We start from the raw sequence: 12,735 nt of genomic DNA, 5'->3' as shown, positions 1-12,735 counted from the left end.
AGGAGGTGTTAGTTGAATGGACCTAAGTATCATCCCATTAACCTCCGAAAACTTTTCAGAAATTGTGCATGAAACTAGTTCAGAGTTACCTAACCTAAACACCATTAAAACGCTTGAAAAAAAGGCTGCTAGCGAAACGATTTTAAATATTTTGGGAGTGATTACTCCGGATGGCAGATTTATTGGGTACGGTATGTATGTTACTGGACCATGGGATCCGATATTAGAGCCGGAATACGCTGAGGTTTTTATCAAGGTGGATTCTGAATGGCGCAATCAGGGGATCGGGGGCTGGATATTTACTGAAATCGAGGGTATTGCCCATCAGAACAAGTCCAAAGTTCTCCAAACTCAAATCCAGGATACAAAGGAGAAAGACCTGAATTGGGCTAAAAAGAAAGGGTTTGACATCACCAGTCATGTATTCGAATCTCAGCTAGATATTTCTCTGTTTAACAAGGAACAATATAGTTCTATTTTTAAAGAACTAGAATCATTCGGTATTCATTTTACAACTTTAGATGATTACCCAAAGGATAAAGAGACTCAAAATCGGTTTTGGGATTTCTGGTGGGAGCTTGTTACGGATGTTCCAGGTATGAAAGGAAAGCCTCGTCCAGATAATGATAGAATGATAGCCTTGTTGAAAGATTATGATAAGAAGGGCTTTATTTTAGCGGTTGATGGTGATCAATGGATTGCTATGTCTATGATTGTAAAGGAAACTGAGGATGTCTACTATAATTCGATGACTGGAGTAGATCAGCTATACCGTGAAAAAGGGCTAGCCCAGGCGGTAAAAATAAAAGCCATCGATTATGCCTTGCAAAATAATGTGAAATATATTCGAACCCACAACAATTCCAAAAATGTCCCAATGCTTTATGTTAATAGAAAGTTAGGTTATGAAGAAAAGCCTGGAATTTACGGCTTAACAAAGCGAATTGGAGATTAATCATAAAAGTAGTGCACTATGGAATTATTAATACATAAAAAAGCTCAGGCATTCCTGAGCTTTTTCCATTATAACAGCGATTCCGCTCCATCTATATAGACTTCTGTGCCGGTGATATGCGATGACAGATTGGAAGCGAGAAAGAACACGAGGTCTGCTACTTGTTCTGGCTTTCCGGCGCGTTCTTCGAGTGGTTGATTGCCTTCTGGATATTCAACTGGGATTTTGATTTTTTCCAGGTCATCCTCTTGCGGGAATGTGTTTTTTCCTATGTTGGTTTCAATAGCACCCGGACAGATGATATTGACCCTTATTTTATATTGTGCAAGTTCGAGCGCTGCCATTTTTCCGAAACCGGTTTGACCGATTTTGGAAGTGCTGTATGCAGACATCCCGAAATTCTTATAAATCCTGTTTCCGTTAATAGAGCTAGTGATGATAATGCTGCCCCCATGTTTTTTCATATGCGGGATTGCATATTTTACGGTAAGGAAGGTTCCTTTGAGGTTCGTGTTGATGGTTTCGTCCCAGTCCTCAGGAGTTAGATCTTCAATTGGGGCAATTACACCATTGATGCCAGCGTTGGCAAATACGATATCGACTTTTTCCCAGGCATCCACAACTTTTTGATAGCTTCGTTCCATTTCATCTGGGTTTGCAATATCACATTCGACAATCAGCGCGCTTCCTCCAGACTCCACAATTGACTCCTCGACATCCCTGGCGTTTTCTTCTTTCACATCGATTAAGGCAACCTTTGCACCCTCCTGGGACAGTTTTATAGCTGCGGCTCTTCCGATTCCGGAGCTGGCACCTGTTATAAACGCTACTTTTCCATCTAATTGATTCAAAATAGCTGCCTCCTTCTTGGTAATCCGAATATTTTTAACTATGCCCTATTTTTTGAAAAATAAAACTGTGGAAACTAGCAAACTGTCATTCTATGAAACTTTTTCCATACACATTCGTATTAAAAAAGAAGCCTCCTTACTATCGGAGGATTTTTCATCATTAAGATTTGTCGATTAAAAGGGTAATTTGTAATTTTTTGTGTTTATAGGAGGTTAATTAAATGGACAAGCAGGAAAAAGTCATTTCTAAGCTTGATGAGCTATTGACTGAATTAAGGGCAGGGAGCGATGAAAGCTCGGCTTCCCTGGCTGCTCATTCAGCGAGGTCATCAAAGCTTAGTACAATTAGCAGGATTCTAATCATTACACTTTTTATAGCTTCAGGCATAGGTGCTGGTTTCTGGTATGTAACAGGGAGCACAGGCAAGGCTGAGTCAACTGTTTTCATTGAACAAGTACACGGATTGGCCACGTTGGCCACGGCAGAGGCACATGTGAAGGTCATCCTTGAGCAAGAAGATAATGAGTTATTCGGGGAGAAAATAAACCTTAATATACCGGGCACAAAGCGTGAATTGCTATTGGTTGTACCAGCAACTGTGATTGCGGGTGTTGATTTGGAAGCAATTCATCAAAAGGACATGAAGGTGGATGAGGAGAAAAAAGTAATAGAGATTCTACTGCCTCAGGCACATTTCATTCAAGAGCCGTCAGTTAAGATGGACGAGGTGAGGACATTTTCCGATGAAGGCCTTTTCCGTGGAAAAGTACAGTGGGATCAAGGATTTGATTTGGCTGCTATAGCCCAGGAACAAATTAAGCAGGAAGCGATAGAAGCAGGTATTTTACAAAAAGCAGATAAAAATGCCGAAACAGTGTTGAAGGAATTTTTCGGGCATCTGGGATATAAAGCCATTATAAGTAGATAATAATATTATGTAAACTAATAAAAATGTAATTCTAAAAATGATAATTTCCTAAAAAACATTATTTTCGATGGGTTAGGAGATTATCCTTTTTAAAAATATATTGTTTTCCTTAAATATTTTCACTCAACTTGCAAATATTATAAATAAACCCAAGTGTTGGACAGGTTAGCAAGTCGCTACCGAACTTAGCCATTTGACAATAGATTAAAATGAGGTGAAATGGATGAGAATTTGCGAAGTTTGTGGACGGAAGGATGTTTCAGAGAACAAGGAAGAAAAGCTTTTTCAACCCGTTAGGCTTCATGTATGCGAGAGCTGTAAGCAGAACCGTAAGATGACACCTCTTGGCGATTGGGCTTTCTAGATGAATCCAGGCACTGGCCTGGATTTTTTTTATAAATCCAGCTCCAGCTTCGGGGTTGAACGACGCGCTTGCGATTTTGTTCAAGAAAAGACTTAAAGGCTCTCAAAAACGAGAGCCTTGTTTTCATCCAAGCCGTCAATATAGACCAGCTGCCTTTCTTCATGTGTTCCTCTTGGTGAAATGACCGCCATGCTAGAAGTAGAATCAATGCTTTCAATCCAGATGGTGACTCCGTGGTAATGCACAGTTCAGGTATGTATGTAGGTTGTTGTGGGTAAGTCAAAAATGCGAACCAAGTTATTCTTGATTCGCATTTTTTGATGATTCAGTTAGGTTTTTAATTCTTTTACCCTCCACATAATCGGGTGTTTGCAGCCCTAGTAATTCATAAATGGTTGGTGCTACATCGAGATTGGAAGTTGGTTCAATCTGCTTTCCACGGGGGATGTCAGGTCCCATTGCCATAAACACGGCTCTCAGTTTCTCGCGATTCGGATTCCCGCCATGTGTACCTAATTCGGGTGTTGGTTTTACAATTTTTGATTCACCCTGTCCCATTATATATCCTGGGGCAGCCATCAATAAAAGATCCCCTGCATTGCGCTCCTTCGATTTTTTCTTTTGGGATATCTTTTTAATATCCTGGTAGGGGTGGACATCGGCGTTAACAAGATAACCAAATAAATCTTTTGTATTCTCTTTTACACCGGTAAATGAGAAGTCCACGGTGCTGTTCCATATTTCTTTCAGCTGGTGCCTGATGACAGGGCCGTTTTCATTCCTGTTCACCTTTATTCCTTTAAATGCCTGTATGATTTCATTGCGGATTTGTTCATAATCTTCCTCTGGAACGATTCCATGCTTTTCTCTCGATTTCAGGTTGATGTATACATGTGCTGCCGAACCGCTTGGAATTGCAATTGCTTTTGATTTTTTATAGTCAATCTTTCCATCGGAGCCCAAGACAAGAAGTCCATTATCCTTCAGTACCTTATTGGGCTCAAGTGCCGAGTGTGCAGGTTCCATGCCATGGTCGGAAACAATGAAGAGATGGTCGTTCCCATCCAGTGAATCTACTGTTTTGCCAACCACACTGTCTGCAACTTTATAGGCCCATTGTATATATTCCATGTATTTTTCCGATTTTTCAGGAGTATAGTCCGGCTGTCTAGGATCTGTCAGTAAGTAATTATGCTCCTGATGGTCAATTTGCGGTGCATAAAACATCAGCAAATCCGGCTGGTACTCATTTTTGATAAAAAGGGATACATCTGTGACCCAATTGACGAACCTCTCCGAAATTTCCTCATATTCCTTCCTGGAAATCCATCCCTTTTCAAGTGCGATGTCATCATCCTGAGGCGGAAAAAAACCAAATTGGTCCTTAATTCGTTCAGGAAAACCTTCTGGCCCATCAATTAAACCCGAGGTCACTGCTGAACGGTACATTACAGCTTCCTTACCCAATGCTGGGTCAGTTGAAGTAAACTTGAACCAGAAACCTGCTGTCTGGTCTTCTTTTACCTGAAGCGTGACTGATCCCCAATCTTTTGGACTAACTCCTTTTTTATCAATCTTTTTATTGCCAGAGACGATAAATTTGTCGTAATTCTTTGTCTCATCGTTGCTAGAATCGTACGCAAGCACATGGATTTCTTTGTTTTTACTGTCCTCTACCTTAATCTTGAAGGAGGTTTCCATCAATGGACTAAAGCTTGTCGGAGTGTTGGTCCAGCCTGATGCTTCTGTAAATTTGAGCTGTTCCTGATTACTGGGGGTCAGAGTATCTCCATAGTAAATCGTATAGTCCGCCTGCTTGCCAGTGGAGGGATTCGCCCCGGCAAAAGCAACCGTTGCAGTGGTTTTTCCTTGCTTCCTGGCTGCGACCCAGAGCGGGTCAACCTCAAATTCACTTAAAAAGGCACTTTTCTGGTTTGTCAATGCTGCACCTTTCTGCTGCCAGGCATTGCTTACGATTGACGTTTTAAGTGGAGTTGCACCGGTCGCGATCGCTGCATGTGATGGAGCAGTAAGAGACGGGCTTACCGTCTTGGCATATTTGGCGATAGTTCCTTTTTCGATTACATTCTTGATATTAGGCAGTTTGCCGTCTTTTACATAACTCCGGGTGAAATCATTACGCATGCCGTCAAAAGAAATAAGAATTACCTGGCGATCACTTGCTGCGTCTGCCAGAGTCACGTTGATGGATGAAAAAGTGATAAATAATAGAATAATTACTTTTAAAAATCTTGTTGTCATAGAATCTCCCTACTTCGATGTTATACAGGGATTTACCTATTTTTAAGGGGTTTAAAACTTTTTGAAAATTAGCTATTTACTCGCCAGTCAAAAACGGGAACCATGCTCGATAAAATCTGCATATATTCATGTTATAAAATTTTTATAACATAGGGAGGGATAGATGTAGTATGAAACTAAACCGTAGATTTGTATTGGTATTTTTAACGATTAGCACTGTATTATTATTAACAGCCTGTTCTGGTGAAGAAGAAAAATCCAGCATTGAAGATCACAACAGCCATGCAAATATGGAGCATTCAGGATCAGGTGAATTACCACAAGGTCTGCAGGAAGCCTCTAATCCAACATACAAAGTTGGCAGCAAGGCGATCATCACGGACGATCACATGCCAGGTATGGATGGAGCAGAAGCGGAGATTGTTGGAGCATATGATACTGTCGTCTATTCGTTATCCTATGACCCAACCAATGGTGGAGACCGAGTGGAACAGCATAAGTGGGGCGTACATGAAGAATTGCTTGATGCCGGAGACAAACCGTTAAAACCAGGTGATGAAGCCACCATCAATACCGATCATATGGAAGGAATGAAAGGAGCAAAAGCGGTTATTGATTCAGCTGAAGAAACGACAGTATACATGGTCGATTTTATGCCGACAGATGGCTCGGAAAAAGTAACGAACCATCAATGGGTAACAGAAGCTGAACTTTCTCCTGTTAAATAAAATCGATCAGATATTACCAAAATCATGCAGGATTGTCCCTCATATAGTCTGGGTATATAAGTACTAAGACATGAGGAGGGATGAGAAACATGAATAAATTAATCAGAACGGCGCTTAAATGGGGACCTGTTCTTTATCCAATCGTTAAAAAAATGATGAATAACAGAAAATCATCCTCAATCAAAACCAGCTATACAAAATAAATCTCAAACCAGAACCGTACAAAAGCCAAATGGTGGCTGCTGTACGGTCTTTTTCTATTTACGCCAAATGCCCGAATTGTAATAATCTTTATATTTCAGACTATTGTTCATGTTATAATGGTAGAATGAATCATAAACTATGTACATAAAGTTGGCTTGAATGGTCTAGTAAAAGGAAGGTATCTATGGGCGAGGAAAATATAACGAGAATTGAAATGAATGGTAAGGAATACATATTGATTGGAACTGCACATGTCTCCAAACACAGTGCGGAGCAGGTAAAGGAAGTAATTGAAGCTGAGAGGCCTGATTCTGTCTGCGTCGAATTGGACGAGCAGCGCTACAAGACAATTTCCGAAGGTTCAAAGTGGCAGGAGATGGATATCATCCAGGTTATCAAAGAAAAACGGGCTTCTTTATTATTGATGAACCTCGCTATTTCGTCTTTCCAAAATCGAATGGCGAAGGAACTTGGTATCAAAGCAGGCCAGGAAATGATCCAGGGAATTGAATCTGCGAAAGAAGTCGGGGCAAAACTTGTGCTTGCAGATCGAAATATCCAGATTACTTTTTCAAGGATTTGGGGAAATCTTGGCTTGAAAGGAAAGGCCATACTGCTTAGCCAGATCATAACGAGTATCTTCAGCCGGGACAGCATCTCTGAGGAAGAACTGGAAAAGCTTAAGGAACAGGATACGATCAACGCGATGCTGAATGAATTCACTGAAACATTCCCACGGTTGAAAAAGCCATTGATTGACGAGCGTGACCAATACTTAGCTCAGAAAATCAAGGACGCACCTGGAGAAAAAATTGTCGCTGTCCTGGGAGCTGCACATGTACCGGGAATTAGAGAAGAAATCAAAAAAGATCATGATTTAAAAAAATTAAGAGCGATTCCGCCAAAATCCAATTGGCCAAAAATCATTGGCTGGAGCATACCTGTGTTGATTCTGGCTATTATCGTCTATACTTTTTTGGCTAATCCATCAGCTGGTTTTTCGCAAACAGTCAGCTGGATCTTATGGAACGGAAGCCTTTCCGCCCTGGGAGCGGCTATCGCAATGGGGCATCCACTGACCATTTTGACAGCATTTATAGCGGCACCAATCACTTCATTAAATCCTTTGCTTGCTGCAGGCTGGTTTGCCGGTTTGACACAGGCATATATACGCAGGCCGAGTGTTAAGGACTTTGAGACACTTGCTGAAGATGTTTTTAGTTTAAAAGGATTTTGGCGAAACAAAGTCAGCCGAGTTTTGCTGATCGTCGTACTTGCCAACCTGGGAAGTTCACTTGGAACCTTCATAGGCGGCGCTGATGTCATCAGGGTTTTTATCGAGAATTTATAACGACGAGAACGAAATCTACATGGTTTCGTTCTTTTTTTATAAAAATTGACGAAAAAAGAGGATTTCTGTTACATAATATGGAATTAGAAAAGGAAGAGATTTTACAGGAGTGATTTTTTTGAACGTAATAAAGCCTGCCATGTCGATTTCGATTTTAATTCACATTCTATACATCCTAGGAATTCTGTTTTTTGCTAACTATAACAACATTGCTTTTCCTAATGGTGAAATCCCAATCTTTTTGCTGTTTTCAACTTTCGTTTTTACGGCGATTATCGGCTTGATCCTCTGTGCAATTGACAGGACTACGAATTTGAAAAGCTAGATTGATTCCTTAAGTCCGTATGTTGAAATGCGCAAAAAAAAATCATCCTCAATGGCAGGATGACAAGAAGATGAATGTACAACCGTAAGGCGGAATAGCTATTTCGCCTTTGTTTTTGTTTTCTTTTGAAACTCAGACTGACGCTTTGCATCCTCTTTAAAAGCTTCCATTGCCTTGCTGTACAACAAACTCACCTTCAGCACCTCCCATATCATTCTTATTACGTTCCTTCCCGGTGTATACTACTCTAAAACTTAAATGCGAAAACAAGATATATGGTAGTATATTCCTTCTGAAAAGTTATAAAATTCTCCAAAGGGGTTAAAGTCCATTTGCTGAAGAAAAGACGCCCGGTTATGGGGCGTCTTCCTGTTACTTTTTATTCACTTGTTTACCGCTTTTTTTCTGGCTCTGCGATTTTGAATTTCCGACCTGGAACTCTGCGCCAAGCTCAATATCATTTCTTTTATCATGCTTTTCAGTTTGTTCTCTTGTTTGATCCCTGTTGTGCATACCTTGTCTAGCCATTTTCATTCAGCTCACTTTCTTTAGGTTTACCTAAATGGCCTTATTATTATGTTCATTTAATAGTTAATTATTGATGGGTACTATCTGAATGTCCACGAATGACTTTGTCATAAAATACTTGAAATCCATATAAAACAAAGGTTTTGATTAAGAATATTATAGATAATTGGAATTTTGTTAAGCGGACCAATGAGACATAGCCAAATTTCTTGAAGATGTCCAGCGTGAAATAAGTAAACAGCGAGTCAATCAGGATATTGACCAATAAATACAAATTGAATTTTTTATAGGTGTATTTCATGATCCAGAATGAACCTATAAAAAATGGGCCCCATATTAAAGGCAGTTCTCCCAGTACGTTTGGTTTAATTTTAAATGGGAACCACCACCATTTTCTCTTTTCAGCTAACCTTCCTTCAAACATTAGATATACTCCCATGAAAATCGTACCGGGCAGAAACTTTCTGAATGTCTGTTTACCAAGAAGGGGCAGCGAGAGCCATGGCAGAATTGCCATTAAAAATATGTAAAGTTTTAGATTTTTCATTAGCAACACCTTTTAGGAGAGAATAGGGATTGTTTTTTTTAGTATCTCTAATCTGGCTAAAAGTATTAAAAGTTTCTTGAGGTCATCATTTCTTTCGCTCTTGAACAGTAAGTATAAGTAGGGAAAAGGAGGGGAAAGAGATGATTTCTCTTTGGGATGAACATTCATTTTGGCTTGAAATGCTGCAGGATCACGCTTATTTTGTCAGGGATGGGTTGTCAGTGAGTGAAACTGAATACGTGAAAATCGCCCAGCAATTTATTCGGTTATATGATGATCTTTTATCGAAATTGCAGTCCATACCTCGGGATGCTGGCCACCAGGACAGGCAAATGATTGATGTTTCGAGAAAAGCGTGGAAGGTTGCTAAAAACTATTATGATTTTGAAGGTACCCTCCAGTCATTGCGGATAGACAACAAAGTAAACCTGAGCCTTTCACCAACCTATTTAAACGGTACACTGAGTGAAAACCAGGAATATTTGCGGATATTGACGTATCTGGTGCAGGGCCAGGAACCAGTACGTTTGTCAGTTACAGAGATCATGGACCTCTGGCTTGAAGATCAACTTGGTCACGCTGTGCTTTTTGAAAATCTGCTTGACCCGATTGAAGTAGGAGCCAACACAGCAGCACAAGACTTCAAACGCAGGTTCCAGCTATATATTGTCCAAAATCATCATTTGAAAAATTATCTGCGGGTTAAACAGCCAGGATTTGCCCGCCAGCAGGAGTTCATTTATGAGGTAGGGAAGACGACACTTGAAATGAATCAATTCGTTAAAAATATGGTGGAGAAGTACAAAGGAAATACTCTTTTGAATAAGTCCAATCTTCGCTTTCTCGAGCATCACTTTCCAGAAACATGCTATTTCCTCGCAAATTTAAGCTACTATGAACCAAGGTTACAGGCTCTAGTTGGCAATTGCTCTTTGTCTAAGCCGTCTTTTTAGTATGATTAAAACAACGGGCAGAAACCCGTTGTTTTTTATTGTCAATTTTCAAATGAAACAGGCCATTTTTCTTGATTGTAGGCCATATCCCAGAACATGAATTCATACTGGCTGCTGATGATAAAATGCTGTTTCATTTTTTCTTGTTCAGATTTTGTCGCTTCCAATGCAAGTACATTTAGTCTGCTTAATTGCTCAATCACCAATTCACTGAACCAATCACCGCCATATGCATTAATCCATTCTTGATATATTCGGACATTTGGAGTGGAGTCCTTTAGCAATTGTCCAATATCATAATAAATCCAGTAGCATGGCAGAATTGCTGCGATGATTTCAGCAAGGCTTCCAGAAGCAGCAACGCGATAAAGATGTGATGTATAAGCATAAGCAGTGGGAGATGGGGCGAACTCTTCTAATTTTTTTTTTGTAACTCTCAATTGGTTCAGGAAATTTTCGTGGAGACCAAGCTCAGCCTCATAAGTCCCCAGCGAATGTGCGGCCATTCTCGAAGTCGTGAACAAATCAGATGCCCTTGCCGCTCCAATTGCCTGTATCCTGGCAAAATGGGAAAGATAATAGGAGTCCTGTAAAACATAATAGCGAAAGGAATCCAATGCTAAATTGCCATTAGCAATTCCCTTGATAAAAGGGTGGTCAAAATTTGCCTGCCATATTGGCTCTGCCTGGCGTCTTAATTCTTCAGTGAAATTGTTCATTTATAGCTCCTCCTCAACCTTTTTAGCCCAATAAAAAAACCACTTTCAAAGAAAGTGGTTGAATTGGCACAACAAAAAATGTCCCATACTCCACTTTCCTACGCTGGTTTAAACCAGATCAGGTTCCAAGGGTCTCAAAGTCTCACTTCAATCTCAGCCTTTAAATCAAAGGCACCCCTAGTGGTAAAATTTAGATATTTTGTTTATCTTTTATCATAATAGCATGGCTGATTTAAGAGTCAAGCAAATAGTAGATCTGATAATTGTGAAAAAACTTAGAGCTAATTGTGAACATTATGTGACATTTTTTATTAAATTCTGTTAATATAAAAAATACAAACGAAAAGTGGGGGAATGAGAAGTGGGAAAACTTCTTATGTACTTTTATTTAATTGTTGGTCTATATTGTCTTGTAAGCGGATTCCTGGCATTGTTATCACATGGATTCCAGCATGCAGTACTTTCACTGTTCCTTGCGGCATTTAATTTTGCAATGTTTTCTTTGTTCCGCAAAGAAGGCAAGCTGCCCCGTTTACGATTGATCAAAGGGCGGAAAAGCGAGATGGCAAAGATTTAATTCGGATGTAGATGGTAGCGAGGGATATCGGAAATGAGAAACCTTCGGATAAAACCCTGGCGATACAAGCTGAACTCTGTCCGAAGTCCGGGCAGGTTCGGACAACATTCCGGCTGTTCGAGCAAAAGCTGTCCGAAGTAAAGCCAAGTTCGGACAGCTTTCCGGCCGGTCGAGCAAAAGCTGTCCGAAGTAAGACCAAGTTCGTACAGCTTTCCGGCCACACAAGCAAAAGCTGTCCGAAGTAAGACCAAGTTCGGACAACTTTCCAGCCACACAAGCAAAAGCTGTCCGAAGTAAAGCCGTGTTCGGACAACTTTCTGGCCACACAAGCAAAAGCTGTCCGAAGTAAGACCAAGTTCGGACAACTTTCCAGCCACACAAGCAAAAGCTGTCCGAAGTAAAGAGGTGTTCGGACAACTTTCCGGCCACTCGAGCCAAAGCTGTCCGAAGTAAAGGCGTGTTCGGACAGCTTTCCAGCTGCTCAAGCAAAAGCTGTCCGAAGTATGGCCAAGTTCGGACAACTTTCCAGCTGCTCAAGCAAAAGCTGTCCGAAGTAAGACCAAGTTCGGACAACTTTTCGGCCACTCAAGCAAAAGCTGTCCGAAGTAAAGCCAAGTTCGGACAGCTTTCCGGCCAGGCGAACAAAAGCTGTCCGAAGCAGGGCCAAGTTCGGACAACTTTCCGGCCACTCAAGCGCAAATTGTCCAAAGTAGGAGCAGGTTCGGACAAAATCCCGGCCACTCAAGCGGAAATTGTCTGAAGTAAGGCCAGGTTCGGACAAAGTCCCGGCCACTCAAGCGGAAATTGTCCGAAGTCGGGGCAGGTTCGGACAAAGTCCCGGCCACTTAACCGCAATTTGTCCGAAGTCGGGTCAGGTTGGGACAAATCCCAGGCCATTCAAGCGTAATTTGTCCGAAGTAGGTGCAAGTTCAGACAAAACCCCGGCCTTACAAGCGGAATTTGTCCGAAGTCAGGGCAAGTTCAGACAAAACCCCGGCCACGCAAGCGCAATTTGTCCGAAGTAGGGTAAGGTTCGGACAAAGTCCCGGCCACGCAAGCGCAAACTGTCCGAAGTAGCTTCCAAAAAAAGCCCACAAAAAAACCAGGTCACCCTCCTAAAGGATGCCTGGTTTCATTCATTCTAGTGCGAGTGTCCTGAAGTCATGACCCAGATTGATCCTGCTACTATGACGACTGCGATAAAAGCTGAATATATGATATTGATATTATTTGTCACTTTATCGTCGCCTTCATTGATGTGCATGAACATGTACAGCTGGATTCCGGCCTGGACTACTGCCAGTGTGCCGATGATCCACATGACTGCCTTCATTGAAAGCGAGCTCTGAAGGGCAATCCATGCTGCGCCGAATGTCAAAACGAGTGACATGAAGAATCCGACGACATGGCTGATTGGGAAGCTATTTGAATGCTTATCCATA

Annotated in this window: 15 protein-coding genes and 1 riboswitch; of the genes, 8 read left to right on the top strand and 7 right to left on the bottom strand. The window is 41.1% G+C overall.

Annotated features, from left to right (window positions below; translation table 11 throughout):
* Positions 1–16: 16 nt before the first annotated feature.
* Positions 17–955: a GNAT family N-acetyltransferase gene (locus tag J7E32_RS03430; protein ID WP_214903584.1), complete on the top strand. Its 939-nt coding sequence runs from the start codon at positions 17–19 to the stop codon at positions 953–955.
* 68 nt (positions 956–1,023) lie between these two features.
* Here J7E32_RS03430 and J7E32_RS03425 read toward each other — a convergent pair whose 3' ends face one another.
* Positions 1,024–1,809 (bottom strand): SDR family oxidoreductase, encoded by a 786-nt coding sequence (locus J7E32_RS03425; RefSeq protein ID WP_214903791.1) that lies wholly within the window; start codon positions 1,807–1,809, stop codon positions 1,024–1,026.
* Between the two features lie 218 nt (positions 1,810–2,027).
* On the opposite strand from J7E32_RS03425, the gene J7E32_RS03420 reads away from it, so the two are divergent.
* Positions 2,028–2,735 (top strand): DUF4230 domain-containing protein, encoded by a 708-nt coding sequence (locus J7E32_RS03420; protein ID WP_214903581.1) that lies wholly within the window; start codon positions 2,028–2,030, stop codon positions 2,733–2,735.
* A gap of 456 nt (positions 2,736–3,191) precedes the next feature.
* On the opposite strand, the gene J7E32_RS03415 is transcribed toward J7E32_RS03420, so the two are convergent.
* Positions 3,192–3,344 (bottom strand): small, acid-soluble spore protein, H family, encoded by a 153-nt coding sequence (locus tag J7E32_RS03415; RefSeq protein WP_214903578.1) that lies wholly within the window; start codon positions 3,342–3,344, stop codon positions 3,192–3,194.
* A 52-nt stretch (positions 3,345–3,396) separates the two neighbouring features.
* A complete protein-coding gene (locus J7E32_RS03410) occupies positions 3,397–5,361 on the bottom strand; it encodes an alkaline phosphatase family protein (RefSeq protein ID WP_214903575.1) in 1,965 nt (654 codons plus the stop codon).
* A gap of 170 nt (positions 5,362–5,531) precedes the next feature.
* Between J7E32_RS03410 and J7E32_RS03405 the strand changes: the two genes are divergently transcribed.
* The 3 genes from J7E32_RS03405 (at position 5,532) to J7E32_RS03395 (ending at position 7,969) form a co-directional block, all read left to right on the top strand.
* Complete coding sequence (locus tag J7E32_RS03405) at positions 5,532–6,089, top strand: YdhK family protein (protein ID WP_214903560.1); 558 nt, start codon at positions 5,532–5,534, stop codon at positions 6,087–6,089.
* A 388-nt stretch (positions 6,090–6,477) separates the two neighbouring features.
* Positions 6,478–7,644 (top strand): TraB/GumN family protein, encoded by a 1,167-nt coding sequence (locus J7E32_RS03400; protein ID WP_214903557.1) that lies wholly within the window; start codon positions 6,478–6,480, stop codon positions 7,642–7,644.
* 118 nt (positions 7,645–7,762) lie between these two features.
* Positions 7,763–7,969 (top strand): hypothetical protein, encoded by a 207-nt coding sequence (locus J7E32_RS03395; RefSeq protein WP_214903554.1) that lies wholly within the window; start codon positions 7,763–7,765, stop codon positions 7,967–7,969.
* 372 nt (positions 7,970–8,341) lie between these two features.
* Here J7E32_RS03395 and J7E32_RS03390 read toward each other — a convergent pair whose 3' ends face one another.
* Both J7E32_RS03390 and J7E32_RS03385 read right to left on the bottom strand, forming a co-directional pair.
* Complete coding sequence (locus J7E32_RS03390; protein WP_214903827.1) at positions 8,342–8,503, bottom strand: hypothetical protein; 162 nt, start codon at positions 8,501–8,503, stop codon at positions 8,342–8,344.
* A gap of 61 nt (positions 8,504–8,564) precedes the next feature.
* Positions 8,565–9,044 carry a hypothetical protein gene (locus J7E32_RS03385; protein ID WP_214903551.1) on the bottom strand — a complete coding sequence of 160 codons (480 nt, stop codon included), beginning with the start codon at positions 9,042–9,044 and terminating at the stop codon, positions 8,565–8,567.
* Between the two features lie 140 nt (positions 9,045–9,184).
* Between J7E32_RS03385 and J7E32_RS03380 the strand changes: the two genes are divergently transcribed.
* Positions 9,185–9,997, top strand: coding sequence for a DUF2935 domain-containing protein (locus J7E32_RS03380; RefSeq protein ID WP_214903548.1), 813 nt, complete (start codon positions 9,185–9,187; stop codon positions 9,995–9,997).
* A gap of 41 nt (positions 9,998–10,038) precedes the next feature.
* Here J7E32_RS03380 and tenA read toward each other — a convergent pair whose 3' ends face one another.
* The gene (gene tenA / locus J7E32_RS03375) at positions 10,039–10,716 is read right to left on the bottom strand and encodes a thiaminase II (RefSeq protein ID WP_214903545.1); all 678 of its coding nucleotides are present in this window, start codon (positions 10,714–10,716) and stop codon (positions 10,039–10,041) included.
* Between the two features lie 78 nt (positions 10,717–10,794).
* Positions 10,795–10,905: riboswitch (TPP riboswitch) on the bottom strand.
* 172 nt (positions 10,906–11,077) lie between these two features.
* Between tenA and J7E32_RS03370 the strand changes: the two genes are divergently transcribed.
* Both J7E32_RS03370 and J7E32_RS03365 read left to right on the top strand, forming a co-directional pair.
* Positions 11,078–11,293, top strand: a complete 216-nt coding sequence (locus J7E32_RS03370) for a hypothetical protein (protein WP_102262756.1) — start codon at positions 11,078–11,080, stop codon at positions 11,291–11,293.
* Positions 11,294–11,304: 11 nt separating this feature from the next.
* Complete coding sequence (locus J7E32_RS03365) at positions 11,305–11,538, top strand: hypothetical protein (protein WP_214903542.1); 234 nt, start codon at positions 11,305–11,307, stop codon at positions 11,536–11,538.
* A gap of 896 nt (positions 11,539–12,434) precedes the next feature.
* Here J7E32_RS03365 and qoxD read toward each other — a convergent pair.
* A complete protein-coding gene (gene qoxD, locus J7E32_RS03360) occupies positions 12,435–12,734 on the bottom strand; it encodes a cytochrome aa3 quinol oxidase subunit IV (protein ID WP_214903539.1) in 300 nt (99 codons plus the stop codon).
* Position 12,735 lies beyond the last annotated feature (1 nt).

Source organism: Bacillus sp. ISL-55 (genome assembly GCF_018613155.1).
Taxonomy (GTDB): domain Bacteria; phylum Bacillota; class Bacilli; order Bacillales; family Cytobacillaceae; genus Mesobacillus.
The sequence above is the reverse complement of the archived record's forward strand: the minus strand, read 5'-3'. Positions and strand labels throughout refer to the sequence as shown.